The sequence below is a fragment of the Arthrobacter sp. 10N43 genome (assembly GCF_056394525.1).
The window spans coordinates 44,978-62,640 of the sequence record NZ_JBFTIA010000010.1 but is presented as its reverse complement, the minus strand read 5'-3'; the positions used below and the strand labels follow the sequence as shown (position 1 = coordinate 62,640).

The 17,663-nt window shown below is 67.5% G+C and carries 18 protein-coding genes and 1 riboswitch; of the genes, 12 read left to right on the top strand and 6 right to left on the bottom strand.

Annotated features, from left to right (window positions below):
- Positions 1-10: 10 nt before the first annotated feature.
- The 5 genes from AC1DDO_RS17650 (at position 11) to AC1DDO_RS17630 (ending at position 5,345) form a co-directional block, all read left to right on the top strand.
- The gene (locus AC1DDO_RS17650) at positions 11-2,101 is read left to right on the top strand and encodes a glycosyltransferase (RefSeq protein ID WP_476868891.1); all 2,091 of its coding nucleotides are present in this window, start codon (positions 11-13) and stop codon (positions 2,099-2,101) included.
- A gap of 8 nt (positions 2,102-2,109) precedes the next feature.
- On the top strand, positions 2,110-3,999 hold the full coding sequence (locus AC1DDO_RS17645; RefSeq protein ID WP_476868890.1) for a hypothetical protein: 1,890 nt from the start codon (positions 2,110-2,112) through the stop codon (positions 3,997-3,999).
- On the top strand, positions 3,989-4,366 hold the full coding sequence (locus AC1DDO_RS17640; protein ID WP_476868889.1) for a hypothetical protein: 378 nt from the start codon (positions 3,989-3,991) through the stop codon (positions 4,364-4,366). The genes AC1DDO_RS17645 and AC1DDO_RS17640 overlap by 11 nt, the downstream gene beginning before the upstream one ends.
- Positions 4,363-4,542 carry a hypothetical protein gene (locus AC1DDO_RS17635; protein WP_441409599.1) on the top strand — a complete coding sequence of 60 codons (180 nt, stop codon included), beginning with the start codon at positions 4,363-4,365 and terminating at the stop codon, positions 4,540-4,542. The genes AC1DDO_RS17640 and AC1DDO_RS17635 overlap by 4 nt, the downstream gene beginning before the upstream one ends.
- Before the next feature lie 74 nt (positions 4,543-4,616).
- Positions 4,617-5,345 (top strand): hypothetical protein, encoded by a 729-nt coding sequence (locus tag AC1DDO_RS17630; protein WP_476868888.1) that lies wholly within the window; start codon positions 4,617-4,619, stop codon positions 5,343-5,345.
- A gap of 103 nt (positions 5,346-5,448) precedes the next feature.
- Here AC1DDO_RS17630 and AC1DDO_RS17625 read toward each other — a convergent pair whose 3' ends face one another.
- Positions 5,449-6,051 (bottom strand): phosphoribosylanthranilate isomerase, encoded by a 603-nt coding sequence (locus AC1DDO_RS17625; RefSeq protein ID WP_476972415.1) that lies wholly within the window; start codon positions 6,049-6,051, stop codon positions 5,449-5,451.
- A 125-nt stretch (positions 6,052-6,176) separates the two neighbouring features.
- Between AC1DDO_RS17625 and AC1DDO_RS17620 the strand changes: the two genes are divergently transcribed.
- Positions 6,177-6,821, top strand: a complete 645-nt coding sequence (locus AC1DDO_RS17620) for a HutD/Ves family protein (protein WP_476972414.1) — start codon at positions 6,177-6,179, stop codon at positions 6,819-6,821.
- Here AC1DDO_RS17620 and AC1DDO_RS17615 read toward each other — a convergent pair.
- From AC1DDO_RS17615 to AC1DDO_RS17600, 4 genes are all read right to left on the bottom strand, one after another.
- Positions 6,818-7,645 (bottom strand): ABC transporter permease, encoded by an 828-nt coding sequence (locus tag AC1DDO_RS17615; protein ID WP_476868885.1) that lies wholly within the window; start codon positions 7,643-7,645, stop codon positions 6,818-6,820. The genes AC1DDO_RS17620 and AC1DDO_RS17615 overlap by 4 nt on opposite strands.
- Before the next feature lie 13 nt (positions 7,646-7,658).
- Complete coding sequence (locus AC1DDO_RS17610) at positions 7,659-8,588, bottom strand: ABC transporter permease (protein WP_476868884.1); 930 nt, start codon at positions 8,586-8,588, stop codon at positions 7,659-7,661.
- A gap of 69 nt (positions 8,589-8,657) precedes the next feature.
- A complete protein-coding gene (locus AC1DDO_RS17605; RefSeq protein ID WP_476868883.1) occupies positions 8,658-9,845 on the bottom strand; it encodes an ABC transporter substrate-binding protein in 1,188 nt (395 codons plus the stop codon).
- 5 nt (positions 9,846-9,850) lie between these two features.
- Positions 9,851-10,969: an ABC transporter ATP-binding protein gene (locus AC1DDO_RS17600; RefSeq protein WP_476868882.1), complete on the bottom strand. Its 1,119-nt coding sequence runs from the start codon at positions 10,967-10,969 to the stop codon at positions 9,851-9,853.
- Positions 10,970-11,212: 243 nt separating this feature from the next.
- On the opposite strand from AC1DDO_RS17600, the gene AC1DDO_RS17595 reads away from it, so the two are divergent.
- From AC1DDO_RS17595 to AC1DDO_RS17570, 6 genes are all read left to right on the top strand, one after another.
- Entirely contained in the window at positions 11,213-11,953 is a 741-nt protein-coding gene (locus AC1DDO_RS17595; protein ID WP_476868881.1) for a FadR/GntR family transcriptional regulator, read from the top strand.
- Positions 11,954-11,993: 40 nt separating this feature from the next.
- Positions 11,994-12,791: a cache domain-containing protein gene (locus AC1DDO_RS17590; protein ID WP_476868880.1), complete on the top strand. Its 798-nt coding sequence runs from the start codon at positions 11,994-11,996 to the stop codon at positions 12,789-12,791.
- Positions 12,792-12,829: 38 nt separating this feature from the next.
- Positions 12,830-12,897, top strand: a riboswitch (guanidine-III (ykkC-III) riboswitch).
- 9 nt (positions 12,898-12,906) lie between these two features.
- Positions 12,907-13,230 (top strand): DMT family transporter, encoded by a 324-nt coding sequence (locus tag AC1DDO_RS17585; RefSeq protein WP_229994079.1) that lies wholly within the window; start codon positions 12,907-12,909, stop codon positions 13,228-13,230.
- Complete coding sequence (locus AC1DDO_RS17580) at positions 13,230-13,673, top strand: DMT family transporter (RefSeq protein WP_476868907.1); 444 nt, start codon at positions 13,230-13,232, stop codon at positions 13,671-13,673. Before AC1DDO_RS17585 ends, AC1DDO_RS17580 begins: the two co-directional genes overlap by 1 nt.
- Positions 13,674-13,878: 205 nt before the next feature.
- The gene (locus tag AC1DDO_RS17575; RefSeq protein ID WP_476868879.1) at positions 13,879-14,889 is read left to right on the top strand and encodes an aldo/keto reductase; all 1,011 of its coding nucleotides are present in this window, start codon (positions 13,879-13,881) and stop codon (positions 14,887-14,889) included.
- A 21-nt stretch (positions 14,890-14,910) separates the two neighbouring features.
- On the top strand, positions 14,911-15,561 hold the full coding sequence (locus AC1DDO_RS17570; RefSeq protein ID WP_476868878.1) for an MBL fold metallo-hydrolase: 651 nt from the start codon (positions 14,911-14,913) through the stop codon (positions 15,559-15,561).
- 134 nt (positions 15,562-15,695) lie between these two features.
- Here AC1DDO_RS17570 and AC1DDO_RS17565 read toward each other — a convergent pair whose 3' ends face one another.
- The gene (locus AC1DDO_RS17565) at positions 15,696-17,621 is read right to left on the bottom strand and encodes a DEAD/DEAH box helicase (RefSeq protein ID WP_441409585.1); all 1,926 of its coding nucleotides are present in this window, start codon (positions 17,619-17,621) and stop codon (positions 15,696-15,698) included.
- Between the last annotated feature and the right edge of the window lie 42 nt (positions 17,622-17,663).

Here is a 17,663-nt window from a genome sequence, read left to right as displayed (position 1 = left end):
GCGAGTCCACGTGAGCGATCTGAAGGTGTCAGTTGTCGTTCCGGCACGCAATGCCGCAGCGTGGCTGGGCGAGTGCCTTGAGTCGATCCGCAGCCAGCATCCGCACGAAATGATCGTCATCGATGGCTGCTCGACCGATGACACCGCCGCCATCGCCCGCGAGTGCGGGGCAACCGTCATCTCCGACGAAGGACGCGGCCTGCCGGCCGCACGGATGCTCGGCGCCCGAAGCGCCACCGGTGAGGTTGTCGCCCTGATCGACGCCGACGTCGTCCTTCCGCCCAAAAGCCTGCCCCGGCTGCTGAGCGAATTCGAGTCCGGCGACTACGACGGCCTGCAATTCGGGCTGGCCAGCGAAGCCGACGGCCCCGGGTACTGGGGTGCCGCGCTGGCCTGGCACCACAACCACAGCCGGGTGCGCAAATGGTTCGGCGTCAGCGCCACACTCATGCGCCGCGACGTACTGCTTGGCGTCGGGTTCGACGACGACTTCCGCTCCGGGGAAGACGTCGAGCTGAGGATCCGGCTGGAGCAGGCCGGCTACCGGCTGGGCGTCTCCGACTCCGTGATGGTCAGGCACCGGTTCGACGACACGTTCGACTACGCCCGCGACCAGTGGCTTCAGGACGGGGCCGGGACGGCCCGGACCGTCCGCAAGCACACGGGCCACCTCTGGCTGGTGATTCTGCCGCTGCTGGCCACTGTGAGGGGTGTGGGCCTGTCCCTGCTCCGGGCACCGCGTTTCCTGCCGTATTGGATAGGCTTCCTCCTCTACAACTACCGCGCCATGTTCGGCGAACTCCTGCGGCCGGCCCACAAGCCCATGTCAGTCGGAGGGAACGCGGCCTGGCTGGCCGCGGCGAGGATCGCCCCCATGGTGACGGGCTTCCTGTTCTGGGCGCTGGCGGCCCTTGTGCTGCCGCCTGCGCAGATAGGTCTCAGCTCCGCGGTGGTGTCGGCGGCGCTCCTGACCGTGCAGTTGGGGATGCTCGGCGTCGGGCCCGCCACGCTGACGCTCCTTCCCGCGGAAAGTGATGGCGGCCGGCGCCTTATCGCCACAAGCCTGCTTAGCGTCGCTGCGTTCTCCCTGCTGGGCGCGGGCCTGCTGGTTGGCATCACGAATTGGCTCGGCACGGGTGTGGGCGAGGCGTGGGTCGACCCCCTGGTCACGGTACTTTTCCTGGCCACGGCGCTCCTGGCCGCCAGCGCGTACCAGCTTGACCACGTGGGCGTGGCCCAGGAACGGGCCGACCGCGCACTGGTCAGGAGTCTCGTGCAGAGCCTGGTCCAGCTCGCCTTCCTGGCCGCCGCATTCGCCGTCGGACTCCGTGACGTGGAAGTGGTTGTGGGTGCTGTTGCCGCCGGGGCTCTGGCCAGCGTCCTCGTAGGCCTGCGCCAGCTGCGCCGGGCCAAGGTGTCCCCGGACTGGAAACACGGACTGCGGGCGCGCCAGGCCCTGAAACTCCTGAAGCCCGGACTTCCCAACCACGCCCTCATGCTCGCCGACCGCGCACCCGGCTACCTGCTCCCGCTCATCGTTGCAGCCACTCTGGGTCCGGCCCCTACGGCCTCCTGGTACGTGGTGTGGATGATGGCCTCGGCGGTGTTCTTTGTGCCGCAGTCTGCCGGATTTACCCTGCAAACGGCCCTCGCGGGAACGCGGGCGCGGCCGGGCCTCGTCGCCTCCGCGCTGCGGGCCAGCTTCCTGTTGACTCTCGTGGCCGGGCTGATATTGATAGTGGCCGGGCCGCTGCTTCTGGGCTTCCTCGGACCGCAATACGCGTCCGCGTGGGTCCTTCTTCCTGTACTCGTGCCGGCACTGCTCCTGAGTTGCGTGACCCAGGTCTACTACGGGCTGTGCCGGGCCCAAGGGCGGCTCGTGGAATCCACGGTAGTCGCCACCCTGGCCGCCATCCTGGTCGTGGCACCCGCCGTGGCCGTGGCCCAGCAATATGGCCTCACTGGCATCTCCGTCCTCTGGGCCGTTGCCCAGGCGACGGCGTCGCTGATCGCCGCCCGGCGCCTGATCGTTCTGACCCGAGCGAAGTCCGCCTCCACCGCGGGCGAGATTCCCTCAGCGGCGCGCCACCAGCCGACCTGAATCGAGAAATGATGATACGCGAAACGGCAACCAGCCTCCCGGAGCACGGCGCCCACCGGCAGGAGACCCATGGGCATACGCACGTCGGCGGCGCCAAACCGCCCACACACCGCAACCTTGGACTGACCCCGTCGTGGCACGTCGGCGCCCTGGCTGCGGCCGCCGCGGCCGCCCTGGCCCTCGGCGTCTGGAGCATGACCCAGGTCAATCCCGTCCTGATCGGCGGGGCCGGACTCATCGCCTCCCTGCCGCCGGCCTATTTCGTGGCGCTTGGGCTCAGCCTGACCGCATTTGTCGCCTCGTTGAGCCTCCGCCGGCTCGTTCCAGTGCTCCTGACCTGGCAGCTGCTGGTCACAGTGGTCATCCTGCATGGCGCTGACGCCGTCATCCATGGGCTGCCCCGGCTGGAGGCGAGCTACCGCCATCTGGGCATCGCCGACACCATTGGCCAATCGGGCCAGCTGAATCCGAACCTGGACGCTTACTTCAACTGGCCCGGCTTTTTCGACATGCTGGGAATGCTCTCCGGGGCGACGGGCGCAAAAGACCTTTTGGGTATTGCAACGTGGGCTCCCGTGGGGATCAACATCCTCATGCTCGCACCCCTGCTGGCCCTGGCCCGGCGGTTGACAGCGAATCCGCGCCAAGCGTGGGCGGCGGTCTGGATCTTCTACCTGGCCAGTTGGATTGGACAGGACTACCTGTCGCCGCAGGCCTATTCGTTCGTCCTCCTGCTCACCTTGGTGGCCTGCCTGCTGAGCGTCTTTGAGGGATGGGCCTGGCCCACGGAGCGCACGAAGTTCTCCAAGTGGCTTGCCCGGAACGTCACCAACCTGGACGGCTCAGTCCCCCGGTACGGCGCCATAGCGGCACCCCGGGCGGACACGGCGGTGCTCGTTGTGGTCTGCGCGCTGATCCTGGTTGCCATGACCGCGTCCCATCAGCTCAGCCCCTTTGCCGTGATCCCCATCCTGGCCGCACTGTTGCTGACCGGCCGTCTCCGGCTTCGCTTCCTGCCGGTCCTGGCCGTGGTCCTGCCCCTGGGCTGGCTGCTCTTCGCGGCGTCATCCTTCGTGCAGGGTCACTTCGGCCAGCTCCTCGGTTCGCTCGGCGACATCGGTGCGAACAGCCTCGGTGCGCTGAGCACCAGGGTCTCAGGCAGCGATGCCCATGTGTTCGTCGTCTACACCCGCATCGCCGAGGTCGCCCTGGTCTGGCTCCTCGCCGTTGTCGGCGCCATCGTGGGCTACCGGCGGAAGGCACCGTGGCTGGCCGCCGCGGCCGCAGCCCTTGCGCCGTTGGTGCTGATCCCCCTCCAGCCATATGGCGGTGAACTGCTCCTGCGCCTCTATCTCTTCAGCCTGCCGTTTGCGGTCTGCCTGGCCGTACTGCCCCTGATGTCAGACCATTCCGCCGGACTGAGCCTGCGCCGGGCCCTTGCACTGCTGCTGATGGGTTCCGTGCTGGCGACGGCCACGGTGGTCTCCCGTTACGGAAATGACAGCATGGAAAGCTTTAGCAACGACGAACTCGCAGTCGTGAACCGCCTCTATTCGACCGCGCCCACCGGCTCTGTCCTCATTGAGGCTGTTCGCAACACCCCGTGGAGATTCCAGCACTACGCGGACTATGACTACCGGGCGCTCGTTGCTGCCGAGCCCATCCCCAACGCCGCGCCGCTGAGCTGTGACGCGGCCAACCAGATCGCCCACAAATCGGGTGCGTACCTCATCGTTACCCAAAGCCAGCAGGAGGCCGCCGAACTTCGCGGGTCGACTCCCACTGGCGACATTCAACGCTTTGTCGCCACCTGCGGCACCAGTCCGGGCTGGACGAAGGTCTTCGAAAACGCCGGCGGCGTGATTTTTCATATCGAAGGAGTTAGCAATGGCAAGTGAACGCAGCTACGTGAGCTATGCGACGGCAGCCGTCGCACTGGCAGCCATACCGCTCTCGTTCGTCGGACCGGAGGGGCTGCGCCTGGCGGTGATCGGGCTGCTGATGCTGGCCGGGCCCGGAACAGCATTGGTACTGCTCCTGCGCTTCGACCCCCCGCGCTCGGCCCAGGCCACCGGCGCGCTGCCCCTCAGCATCGCCATCGCAATTGCCTTCAGCCTGACGATGTCCACCCTCGTGGCGACGGCGATGATTTATGCACGGCTCTGGTCACCGCCGGTGGGCGTGTGCGTCCTGTCCCTGATCACCCTCGCCTTCCTGGGCCTTGAGCTCAAGCGGCCGAAGCGGGTCCTGGTGCGTGCGAAATGATCATCTTCCTGACAGGGCTGGCCACGGTATCGGCGCTGGTGAGTTGCGATGTGTTGCGCGTCCTGAAGCCTGATAAGGCACTCCCGCGGGCCGTGGTGGTCATCACCGCAGCACTGCTGGCTATCGTCTGCGTCGCTGTAGTAATGCAGCTGGCACACCTTGCGCAGCTTGCATGAACCGAACCACTCACCCGGTGCCGCCGGGACAAGCGCACGTCAACAATTCGAACCAACCACGGAAAGAATCTCCAATGAGAAAACTCAAAGCACTCAGCACGGTGGGGACGCTCGGATTGCTCGTAGCCGGTTCCCTCATTTTCGGTTCGGCCCCGGCGGCCAACGCTGCAACCTGCGCCCCCGCGCCAACAAACTCCTATCCGGGAACTGTGGTGCTCGCGACGAGTTTTGAGGCCAGTGGCTTTTGCGGCCTCATCCCCCAAGTTTCAGGCACCGGCACGGCGGCCGTTTCGACTTCCCAGAAACATACCGGGACGCGTTCGACCAAGCTGCATGTCACCACGGATTCCGGTTCTCTCGCGAACCTCTCGACTCCGGCCTTCGGCTCTGGAACCAAGACCTCGTACGCGGACGGCTGGTTCAATATCACCGTGGCCGGCGTTTCCGGCAATGACGTCCCGTACTTCCGGTTCTTCTCAGGCTCCACGCGCGTTGCAGACATCTACCGCTACAACAGCAACGGGCAGCTGTGGCTCCGGGTGACCTCACCAAGCGGCACCTTCGTCTACACCAAGCTGATCTCCAGCAGCATCTCCATGAGCGCGTGGCACCGCGTCGCCATGAGGGTGACCGCGAACGGCAGCAATTCAACAATCCAGGTGTGGTTCGACGGCGTACAGAAGTACAGCAGCACGAGCGTCAGCATGCTCGGCAGCACCTTGAGCAAGGTTCAGCTCGGGGCGGAGCACAACCGGCAAAAGGGCGACGAATACATCGATGACGTGATCATCAAACGCTCCTAGTCCGCGCCGACAGTTCTCGGGCGCCGCGTTAGAAACGTGGCGGCCCCCGTTGGAAGAGTGGCAGCACAGGGACGATCCCGCTGCCACTCTTCCGTGTCCGGCCCTAGTCCGATTCCTTGGCCGCCCGCACGAAGTCCGCGATTTTGTCCAGGTCCTTGATGCCTCGTGCCGACTCGACGCCGGAGGAAACATCGACGCCCCATGCACCGGCCTCCGCGGCTGCTCGGGCCACGTTGGCGGGATCCAGGCCGCCGGCGAGCAGCCATTTGCGGCCGCCAAGGGCTTTGGCCCGGACGGAGCCGTAGTCCCAGGCCTCGCCGGAGCCGGGGACAGCGGCGTCGATGAGGAGCAACTCCTCGCCCCAGTCCTCGAAGGTTTCCGGGGCGGCGGCCATGGTGACGGCCCGGATCAGTTTCATCCCGGCGTCGTGCACCGTCCGGACGTCCGCCGGCGAGCGGTCCCCGTGCAGCTGGACCCACGCCAGCCCGGCCTCACGGGCGACGGCGACGGCGTCGGCGGCCGGTTCGTGCCGGAACACCCCCACCGCCGGCAGCCCGTCCGGGATGTGGGCGAGGAGGTTCCTGACCTGTTCCGGCGTGACCTCCCGGGGGCTGCGGGTCAGGACGAAGCCGACGGCGTCCGCGCCGGCGCCGGCCGCGACGCGGACCGAATCCGGGGTGCTAAGACCGCACACTTTGACAAACATTCGGGGCTCCTTTTGCACGCTTCCTGCCTCCGACGTTAGCAAGACCGGACCGCCGCCGCCGACTTTGCGTCGGGGCGGAGTCGGGGCGGCAGGGGCGCCGGCAGCCCGGCAGATAGGCTGAGGCCATGGAGATCATCCGCTACGCCGAGCTCAAAGCCCACCCCTGGCGCAACGGCGGCGGGGTGACGCGCGAAGTGGCACGCCATCCGCGGTCAGCGCAGGACAACGCATGGGACTGGCGCGTCAGCATCGCCGAGGTGTCCAAAGCGGGTGCCTTCTCGGTCTTCGCCGGGATGGACCGCGTGCTGACCGTGATCGACGGCGAGCTGTTGCTCCTGAGCGTGGACGGCGCCGAGCACCCGCTGGAGAAGTACCGCCCGTTCCGGTTCTCCGGCGACGCGGACTCGGCGGGGGCACTGCCCACCGGCGACATCCGGGACTTGAACGTCATCACCCGCAACGGCGCCTTCAAGGGCTACACGTCGATCATCGAGCTCTCTAAGAAGCGCGCACACCCGGTGTTCGAGGGCCAGTTCGGCATCCTCCTGCAGGGCCAGGCGACCGTCAGCCCGGCGACGGCAGGCGGGCCCGCACAGGCGAACGACACGACCGCCGCCACCCCGGAGCCCGCCGCCCCGGAGCCGGCACCCGCCGAGCTCAACCGCTATGACGCCGTCGTGGGATCCGATGCCGGAACGCCGGAAATCGTGGGCCGCGGGTTCCTGGCAGTCGTCTCCATCGATCCGATCCACGAGCCAGGCACGGGCTAGCGCGCGTCCGCCTTAACCCGGGCGCCGCTGACCCGCACAGAGTCCCCGGACAGCTTCTGCGCCAGCCAGATCGGAACGATCGAGACCACGATCAGCACGACGGCCACAACGTTGACCACGGGCGCCTGGTTGGGACGGAAGAGGTTCTGCAGGATCCAGATCGGCAGCGTGGTCTCACCGGCACCGATCGTGAACGTGGTGACGATGATTTCGTCGAAGCTCAGCGCGAAGGAAAGCAGCCCGCCGGCCAGCAGGGCAGAGCGCAGTTGGGGAAACGTCACCAGGTTGAACGTGGTGAAAACGCCGGCGCCGAGATCGGAGGAGGCTTCCTCCAGGCCGGGGCTCATGCGGCGGAGCCGGGCGATGACGTTGTTGAACACGGTCACCATGCAAAACGTTGCGTGGGCGATCACCACCGTCCACAGGCTGAGCGGGATGCCCATGATGGTGGTGAACATGTTGTTCAGGGCGATGCCCGTGACAACTCCGGGCAGCGCGATCGGCAAGATCACCAGGAGGTTGATGACGTCGCGGCCGAAGAACGCGTACCGCTGCAATGACAATGCCAGCAACGTCCCCAGCAGCAGCGAGATGACAGTCGCGACCACCGCCACCCACAGCGAGGACAAGACGGCCTCGCGGACGCCGGGCGAGTCAAAAGCCTTGCCCCACCATTCCAGCGTGAAGCCCTTGGGCGGCCAGCCGAACGTCCGGTCCGCGTTGAACGAGTTCACCACCACGAGCATGAGCGGGGTGTAGATGAACAGCAGCACCAGCGCGGTAACGATGCCCAGGACCACTTTGGCGCTACGGGAAAGCCTCATGATGCGCCTTTCGCTACAGGTTATTCAGGGCGCCGGTTCGGCGGACGATGAAGAGGTAGAACATGATGATGGCGATCGGAACCAGCGACACCGCGGCGGCAAAGGGCAGGTTGTTCGCGGACCCGACGTTTGCGTAGACCACGGTGCCGAGCATCTGGGTGGTCCCGCCGACAATCTGCGCGGTGATGTAGTCGCCCAGGGACAGGGAGAACGTAAAGATCGTGCCCGCGATAATGGAGGGGACCAGCAGCGGAAGCATCACCAGGCGCATGGTGGTCAGCGGTTTCGCGCCCAGATCCCCGGAGGCTTCCAGCAGGGAGTCGGGCACCCGGTCAAAGCCCGCGTAGATCGGCAGGATCATGTAGGGCAGCCAGATGTAGGACAGGGTCAGGATGACGGCGGTCTCGCCGTAGCCGGGGGACGAAAGGCCGATCGGAGCCCCCAGCCACTCCAGCAGGCCGCCCTCGGCCAGGACATTCCGCCAGGCGTAGGCCTTGACGAGGTAGCTGGCCCACAGGGGCATCAGCACGGCCACCACGAGCAGTTTTTCCCATCGGGCGCTGGCCACCTTGGCGATGAAGAACGCGATGGGCAGGGCAAGGATCATGTCGATCACCGTGACCGCCACCGCGATCCACAACGTCCGCAGGGTGATCCGCTGATACACCGGATCGGTCAGGACCGTGACGATGTTCTCCGTGGTCCAGACCGTGGACACCTCACCCGTGAAGGTGTCCACGGTCCAGAACGCGGTGATCAGCAGTGCCGCAAGGGCGGCAATGTACACCAGCACCAGCCAGGCCGCCGGGGCCGTGAGCAGCCCGACCAGCCTCAGCCGGGGTGAGCGGTGAAGCAACGCCGAGAAGGCGTTGCTTTTCGCCCGGGGTACAGCGCCGGCATCACGGGGTGGGCCGGGCGGCAGCTGTTGCGTCTGTTGTGCCATCTCGCCTTAATCTCTGCCGGCCGCCGGGGCCGGCTTTTTCTTGCGGGTATTGGTGCGGCGGTGCCGGGATCAGCCCTTGATTTCCGTCCAGGCCTTGGTCCATTCCGAATAGTCCGTGCACTTGACGTCCTTGCGGCCATCGAGGCAGTCAGCCACCGGGGTGGTCCAGTACCAGATCTTTTCGGCGTAAGCCGTATCACCGGAGTGGTACGTCTCGCAGTGCTTGGGATCAGTGGTCAGCGCGCAGGCTTTCGCGTTGGCCGGGGATTCGCCGAAGTACTCCGCCACTTGGGCATTGGGCTTGGGGCTGGCGATGTAGTCGAGCCATTTGTAGGCACAGTTCGGGTTCTTGGTCTTGGACCCGATCATCCACGTATCCGACCAGCCGGTGGCACCCTCCTCAGGGAGGAGGGTTGCGACCTTGGCGCCGCCCGCCGTCGCGATGTTGGCACCCACCTGCCAGGTGGTGCCGACCACGGTGCTCCCGGAGGTGAAGGCCTGGACTTCCTTGACGACATCGCTCCAGTACTCGCCGATGTGCGTGCGCTGCTGCTTGAGCAGGTCGACGGCGGCGGCCAGCTGGTCCTTGTCTAGGGCATACGGGTTCTTGATGCCCAGCTCCGGCTTGTGGGCCATGAGGTAGACGGCGGCATCGGCGATGTAGATGGGCGAATCGTAGGCCGTGACCTTGCCGGTGTGCTTGGCGGCGTCGTCAAACACTGCGCTCCAGGAGGCGGGCGCAGGGGTGACCTTGTCCGTGGAGTACATCAGCAGATTGGCGCCCCAGCCGTGCGGCATACCGTAGTTCACGCCGTTGACGGTGTTCCAGGCCTTGTCCTTCAGGAACGGATAGATGTCCGGGTAGTTCTTCAGCAGGCTCATGTTGACCGGCTGGACGTCATGGCCTGCGACCAGGCGCAGCGACGCGTCCCCGGAGGCGGAAATGACGTCGTACTGCCCGGTGCGCATGAGGGTCACGGCCTCGTCCGAGGTGCCGAACGGCTTGAAGCTGACCTTGCACCCGGTCTCTTTTTCGAACGGATGCACCCAGTCCACCGCGGGGTCGTTGCTGCCGTCCTCGACATACCCGGGCCAGCCGAGGATGGAAATCTGGCCTTCACCGGCGCCGATCTCGGTCTTCGCCGGCTGCGTCGACGCTGAGGCGCCCGATCCGCCGCTGGTTCCGCAGGCTGACAGCGCGAGGGCTGCCGCCGCCACCACGCCGACCACCAGGGAGGCCTTTGTTCTTGGTGCCATGATTCTTACCTTTCGATGTGTGGAGAATCGGAGTGGGGTGGTGCATCGGTGCCGGAGCCGCCGGCCGGAAGCCAGACGACGGCGTCGTCGTCCCAGCTGACGGTTACCGGCCCGTTCACCAGTTCCGCGTCGTTGCCGGGAAGCTTTTCGGGAAAGAGCGCGACGACGGCGGGCCCGTCGTCGAGCTGCACGCGCACCTGGGTGGCGTGCCCGACGTACACGAACGACGTCACCGTCCCGGGCCGGGAGGTGGTGCCGGCACGGCCCTCCGGCTGCCCGGTCCAAGCCACGCGCAGCCGCTCCGGACGGATGCACAGGGGATCCGGCCGGCCGTAGAGCGCCTGCGCCTGGCCGGCGTCGAAAATGTTGGACGTGCCGACGAAGTTGGCCACGAAAATGTCGCCGGGGCGTTCGTAGATTTCGTGCGCGGTCCCGATCTGTTCGATGCTGCCGTTGTTGAAGACCCCGATCCTGTCGCTCATGGTCAGGGCCTCCTCCTGGTCGTGGGTGACGAAGATGAAGGTGATGCCCAGCGAGCGCTGCAATTCCTTGAGTTCGACCTGCATCTGCTGCCGGAGCTTCAGGTCCAGGGCGCCGAGCGGCTCGTCCAGCAACAGCACTTTTGGTTCGACAACGAGCGCCCGGGCCAGGGCAACCCGCTGCCGCTGGCCGCCGGAGAGCTGGGCGGGTTTGCGGCCCAGGAACTTTCCGAGCTGGACACGGTCCAGGGCCTCCCTGGCCCGCTCCCGCCGCTGGTTCCCGGGCATGCCGCGCACCCGCAGCCCGTAGGCGACGTTGTCCACGAGGGACATGTGCGGGAACAGCGCGTAGTCCTGGAAGACGGTGTTGACGTCCCGCTGGAAGGGCGCCATCGCCGTGACATCCTTGCCCTCGAGTTCAACGCTGCCGGAGGTCGGCAGTTCAAAGCCTGCGATCAAGCGCAGGACCGTGGTCTTGCCGGAGCCGGACGGGCCCAGCATGGAGAAGAACTCCCCATGGCGGATGTCCAGGTCCACCCCGTTGACCGCGGTGGTGTCGCCGAAGACCTTGGTGAGCTTGCGCAGGCGGATCGCCGGAACCTCTTCGGTTCCGGTCGAGGTGCCGGCGGCCAATGTTTCGGTCATGCGGTGCGCCTTACGTCGTTGCCGGATCGTCCACGGGAAAGCCACGCAGCGGAATGTGATCCAGTGCACACTGGGCTGCTGGCCCAAATGCTATTACTTCATAGGTTTTATGTATAGACCCTCCGGCAAAGCCCGGATTAGGATGACATCAGCCCGGACGACGCACGGCGGCGCCGCTCGCGGACGCTGCAGGAATGCCCCGGCCAAGGCGGCCGGATACCGCCGGAGGGAAGGGAGGCCCGGATGTTGTTGTCGCCCAAGGGCGCCTCCCGGAGCCTCGCCGCGGTGTTCACGCCGATCAAATCACGCGGACTGGTGGATGAAGTGTGCGGCCGGATCGAACAGGCCGTGGAGACCGGGCTGCTGACCAGCGGCCAGCGGCTGCCGAACGAAACCGAGCTGGCCGCGGCCCTCGGCGTGTCTGCGGTGACGGCACGGGAGGCCCTTTCCCAACTGCGGGCCTCGGGAATCATCCGGACGGCCCGTGGACGCAGCGGCGGGAGCTTCATCGCGGACAACGTGCTGCCCTCCCGGGAACGGGCCCTAGAGCAGCTGCATGAGTTGAGCCGGCTGCAGATCAGGGACCTCGCCCTGCACTACCAGGCGATCGCCGCGGCCTGCGCGGGCGTCGCAGCCCGGCGCTCGGACGCGGCCGACGTCGCCACGCTGCGCTCGTTCATCCCCGCTGCGGACGATGACTCTCTGAGCTGGCGGCTGGCCCTCTCGGAGTTCCTGCTGGAAGTCGCGGCCATAGCCCGCTCCGCCCGGCTCGCCCGGGAGCTCATCAGGCTGCAGGCCGACCTCGGCACGCTCACCCTGCTCCCGTGCGCCGATACCGGTTACCGTGAACGCACCACAGTAATCCTCGAGGACGTGGCGGCCGCCATCGAGGCCCACGATCCGGGGGCGGCCGAAACCGGGGTCAAGGCCCTCATCTCCGCCACTGCCGACTGGCTGCTGACCGAACAGGCCAAACGCTATTGACCACACATGTCCCGGCCCCTTCGAGCTAAAGGCAGCAACCATGACCGAAACAACGTCGACCGCAGGCCAAAACGCTGCCGCCCCGGCAGTCGCCTCCGCAGAGCCCACCGATGGGCGCCCCGCTGCTCCTCCCGCGGCGGCCGCCGGACCCGGTCCTGCCGAGCGGGCGCCCGCCGAACTCGATGCCACCATCGCCGGCATCGAGCGCCGCCTGACGGTGTGGGCCGCCGACACCGGGGCAGCCCTGGCCGCCATGTCCGGGAAAGTCACGGGCACGGCCGTGGACAAGCTCATCAGGCCGGTAGTCGAGGAACTGGTGCAGCTGCCTGATGGCTACGCGGCCGGCGCAGGGTTCATCGCCAACGCCGGGCTGCTCGGACCCGAACGCAGCTATATCGCCTGGTGGCAGGGCCCGGATCTGGAGCCCGTCGATGCCCTGGCCAACTTCAGCCCCAATTCCATCAGCCGCTACGTCAAGGCCGAATGGTTCCGGATCCCCGTGGAAACGGGCCAGGCGCATGTCACGGGGCCCTACGTGGATTTCCTCTGCACCGACGAATACGTCCTGACCTTCACTCACCCGGTATTCACCCGCCCGGATGGTCCGGTCGCGGGAATCGTGGGCATCGACGTCACGGTCCAGCGCCTGGAACGTGGGGCCATGCCGGCGCTGCGGCGGATCGGCGCCCGGGCCACCCTGGCCACCGCCGACGGCCGGGCCGTGGTGTCGGCGGCATCCGATATCGACGCCGGCGACCTCACCGCCCCGGGCGAGGCATGCGCCCACTACCCTGTGGGGCGCACGTTCACGGTCTGGAGCGACGCCGTCCGGCGGTGACGCCCGCCTGGGGGCAACCGGATTTGCTAAACTTGGAGGCCAAGGCCCCCCTTTGCGGGCCTCCGGACGACGGTTCAGTACCCGGCACGCGACAAGACTGGCCACAGGAGCCGTCATGTCATGGTTAATACTCATTCTTTCCGGAGCGCTGGAAGCGGTCTGGGCCGCCGCGCTGCACCGCACGTCGCAGGCCACCGGCCGGCGCCGGCTGGTCCCGGGCCTGGTTTTCCTCGTTTCCGTCATTGCAAGCACGGGCGGGCTGGCCGTCGCCATGCAGTCCATCCCCACCGGAACGGCCTACGCCGTTTGGGTGGGGGTCGGCGTCGTGCTGACATCCGGGTACGCGATGATCGCCAAAGTTGAGCGCGCCACCGCGGCCCGGATCCTGCTGCTTGGCGGGATTGCCGCGAGCGTCGTGGGCCTGAAGCTGGTGGCGTGATGAAAGCTGCCAACCAACGCCGCGATAACCGGTCAACTCCTGCCCTTACCTGGTTGATCCTGCTCGCCTCCGCTGTGCTGGAGGCGGTCTGGGCCACTGCCCTGGGCCTGTCCAACGGGTTCACCCGCCCGCTGCCCACCATCGTCTTCGCGGTGACGGCCACTCTCAGCATGGTGGGGCTTGGGATGGCCGTGAAGCGCATCCCGCTCGGCACCGCCTACGCCGTCTGGGTGGGGATCGGCGCCGCACTGACCGTGGGCTGGGCGATGGCCACCGGCGTCGAACCTGCCAGCCCGCTCAGGCTGCTGTTCATCGCCGGGATTGTCGGCTGCGCCGCGGGCCTGAAGCTCCTGCCGGCCGAAGAGCGGGACGCGGGACCGGCGACCAAACCGGCCACCGGGGCACAGCAGCGGCCCTCCTCCGCGGAAACTCCCCACGTTTAAGGCAGTACGACGGCGTGTCCCCGCGGCGCGCCGTCGTGCTGGCCGTGCCACGGTCAAAGGTGGGGAGAATTGTCCGCCGGCGAACAGACCGGCCAACAAGCGCGGGCCGGAATAGCCGCGCGCGCTCAAGGGTTCTTAGCAGGGAAAGGTTCTTGGCAGGGACGGAACTACTTCGGAACTACTGCGTGCGCGAATGGAGACCCAGATGACGGCAGCAACAGTCCAGCTCGGCGACGGCCTCACGGTCAGCCCCCTCGGGTTCGGCGGCATGGCCCTGACCCCTGTCTACGGCGACGTGGACCCGGCCGAGGCCCTCAAGACCCTGCACCACGCCGTCGACGCCGGCGTCAGCTTCATCGACACGGCGGACATCTACGGCGGGGGCAGCAACGAGGAACTGATTGCGCGGCTGCTCAAGGAACGCCGCGGCGAGGTCCAACTGGCCACCAAGTTCGGCCTCGTGGGCAACCCCTCGGCCGGCTACACGGACATCCGCGGAGATGCGGCTTACGTGAAACAGGCGGTGGACCGCAGCCTGCAACGGCTCGGCACCGACTCGATCGACCTGTATTACCTGCACCGCCGTGACCTCCGCGTTCCGATAGTGGAAACCGTGGAGGCCATGGCGGGGCTGGTGCAGGCCGGCAAGGTGCGGCACCTTGGCCTGTCAGAAGTGACGGCCGAGGAGCTGCGTGAGGCCAGCCGCGTCCACCCGATCGCCGCGGTCCAGAGCGAATGGTCCATCTGGAGCCGCGACGTGGAACGCAACGTGGTTCCGGCCGCGGCAGGCCTCGGGGTGGGCTTTGTGCCCTATTCGCCGCTGGGCCGGGGATTCCTCACCGGCACCGTGGACGCGTCAACGCTGGGCAGTAACGACTTCCGCCGCAACATCCCGCGTTTCGCCGCGGACGCCGCCGACGCCAACCAGGGCGTGGTGGCCGCCGTACGGGCAGTCGCTGCGGAACTGAGCGTTGCCGGGCGGCCCGCAACTCCTGCCCAGGTGGCCCTGGCCTGGCTGCTCGCGCAGGGCCGGAAGCTGGGACTGCCCGTGGTCCCCATCCCCGGCACGCGCAAGGCGGACCGGATCGACGAGAACCTGGGTGCCCTGGCACTGGACTTCACCGCAGCGCAACTGAAAACGCTCGACGCCGCCGCAGACGCCGTCGTCGGCTCCCGCTCCGCGGATCCCAACTGGGTGTCCCAGGGCCGTGAATAGCGCCTCCGTAGACTGAAGTCCATGGACTCGCTCATTCACTCCTTACGTGACATCACCATCCGCCGGATTTCGGTCAGCGAGGTGGACAACAACGTGTATCTGCTCACGGCCAAGGCGTCCGGCGCGCAGCTCCTGATCGATGCGGCCGATGATCTGGCCGCCATCCAGGGACTGCTCGCGGACGCCGCCGCAGATACCACCGCGACGCCGAAGCTCGCGCTGATTGCCACCACCCACCAACACTGGGACCACGTCCGGGCGCTGCCGGGCCTGGTGGAAGCCACGGGGGCGAAAACGGCGGCCGGGACCGAAGACGCCCCGGAACTGCCGGTGAAGGTCGATGTGCTGCTGGATCACGGGGACGTCGGCAACTTCGACGGGTTCGACGTGACGGCAGTGCACCTGCGCGGGCACACTCCCGGTTCGATCGCCCTCGTGTACCAGGACCCGGAAGGCCCGGCCCACATCTTTTCCGGCGACTCGCTGTTTCCGGGCGGAGTGGGCAACACGCAGAAGGATCCGGCGCGGTTCAACCAGCTCATCACCGATGTGAGCGAGCGGCTGTTCGACGTGTATCCGGATGACACCGTAGTCCACCCGGGCCATGGCAAGCCCACCACGCTGGGCGCGGAACGCCCGCACCTGGAAGAGTGGCGCGCCCGCGGCTGGTAACCGGCGCTGCGCTGTGTGGATTGCGCTGCACTTCATGGTTCGCGCTGCGCACAATGCCGGTCGCTGCGGGAATTCCCGTAGCGACCGGCATTTCGTGCCTCGCCAGCTACTTTAGGTAGCGGGCAGGTGGGACTCTAGCGGCTGCGGCGTTCGTTCGAGGCCGGAGCCGACGCGCGGCGGGGGCCGCCGCTGCGGGCAGGACGGCCTTCGCTGGAGCGGCCGTTGCCGCCGCCTGCGTAGGATCCGCCCGAGGTGCCGCCGGTGTTCGAGGACCAGACAGCGGCGCTGCCTCCGGACTTGGCGCCGGCAGCTGCACGCTGGCCGGTTGCCGGGCGTCCGTTGCGCTGGCCGCCGGCCGTGGCACCCGTGCGGGGTGCGCCGCCGGTGCGCGGTGCGCCACCCGTGCGGGGAGCTCCACCGGTCCGGGGTGCGCCACTGCGGGGAGCCGAAGCGCCCCGGGCGTCGCTGCGTCCCTCGGCTGCGCGTCCGTCCGAACCGCGGCCAGCCGCGGCACGGCCGCCGGCGGCCGGAACGTCGTTGTGGTGCGCGTAGGCGGTGGTGCGGCCACGGCCACGGGCGTTCCGGCGCTCGGCGCGCTCGGCATCGGCGCGGTCCTGGTTCTGCTCGGCGACACGGTCGGCAGCGTTGCGGGCAGCAGCCTTGCCTTCGTAGGCGACGGCGCGGCGCTCGGCGCGCGGCAGATCGGTGCGGGGAGCCTCGGCTCCGACGCGTCCGCGTCCGCCACGGCCGCCACGGCCACCGGCGGTGGGTGCAGCCTGGGTGGTGCGGCGTGCGCGCTTACGCTCGGCGTTGGCACCGGTGGAGGTGCCGCCGCCGTGCTGGGCGGCCTTGGCTGCCAGCAGTGCCGCACGGGTCCGCGGATCGATCTTGTCGGCCATTTCGCCAACCAGTTCTGCAACCAGCGGGGAGTTGGCGGTGACGCGCTCGAAGTTGACCTCGACGCCGGCGGCCTTCATCAGCTTCTTGACGTCGGACTGCTGCTCGGGCAGGGTCAGCGTGACCACGGTTCCGTCGGAACCGGCGCGGGCCGTACGGCCTGAGCGGTGCAGGTACGCCTTGTGCTCCGTGGGCGGATCCACGTGGATGACCAGTTCGACGTCGTCGACGTGGACGCCGCGGGCGGCGACGTCGGTGGCCACCAGGACGCGGACGTCACCGGAGGAGAACTCGGCCAGGTTGCGGTCACGGGCGTTCTGCGAGAGGTTGCCGTGGAGGTCGACGGCGGGGATGCCGGCGTCGGTCAGGGTCTTGGCCAGCTTGCGGGCGTGGTGCTTGGTGCGCATGAAGAGCACGCGGCGGCCGGCTCCGGAGGCGAGCTCGACGATCAGCTGCTTCTTGACGGTCTGGTCGTTGACCACCAGGACGTGGTGTTCCATGGTGGTCACCGCGGCCTGCGGGTCGTCCACGGAGTGGGTCAGCGGGTTGGACAGGTAGCGCTGGACGATCTTGTCCACGCCATTGTCCAGGGTGGCGGAGAACAGCAGGCGCTGGCCCTGGGTGGGCGTCATGTCCATGAGCTTCTTGACCACCGGCAGGAATCCGAGGTCGGCCATGTGGTCGGCCTCGTCCAAGACGGTGATCTCGACGGCTTCAAGGGTCAGGATGCGCTGGCGGATCAGGTCCTCCAGGCGGCCCGGGCAGGCGATGACGATGTCGACGCCGGCGCGGAGGGCCTTTTCCTGGCGGGCCTGGGAGATGCCGCCGTAGATCACGGTGGTGGTCAGGCCCAGGGCCTTGGCCATCGGCTCGATGGTCGCGTTGATCTGGGTGGCCAGCTCACGGGTGGGGGCCAGGACCAGGCCCATCGGGCGGCCGGGCTTGCGGAAGTGCTTGGCTTCCCGCTCGGCGAGTCGTGCCACAAGCGGGATGGCGAAAGCGATGGTCTTGCCGGAGCCGGTGCGGCCGCGGCCCAGGACGTCGCGTCCGGCCAGGGTGTCCGGCAGGGTCTTGACCTGGATGGGGAACGGCTCAACGATTCCCTGGGCGGTCAGCGTGTCGGCGAGTGCTTTGGGCGTGCCGAGGGCAGCAAATGTAGTCATGTGTTTCAAGGTCTTTCAGGCGGTATCCGTGCGGATATCGGC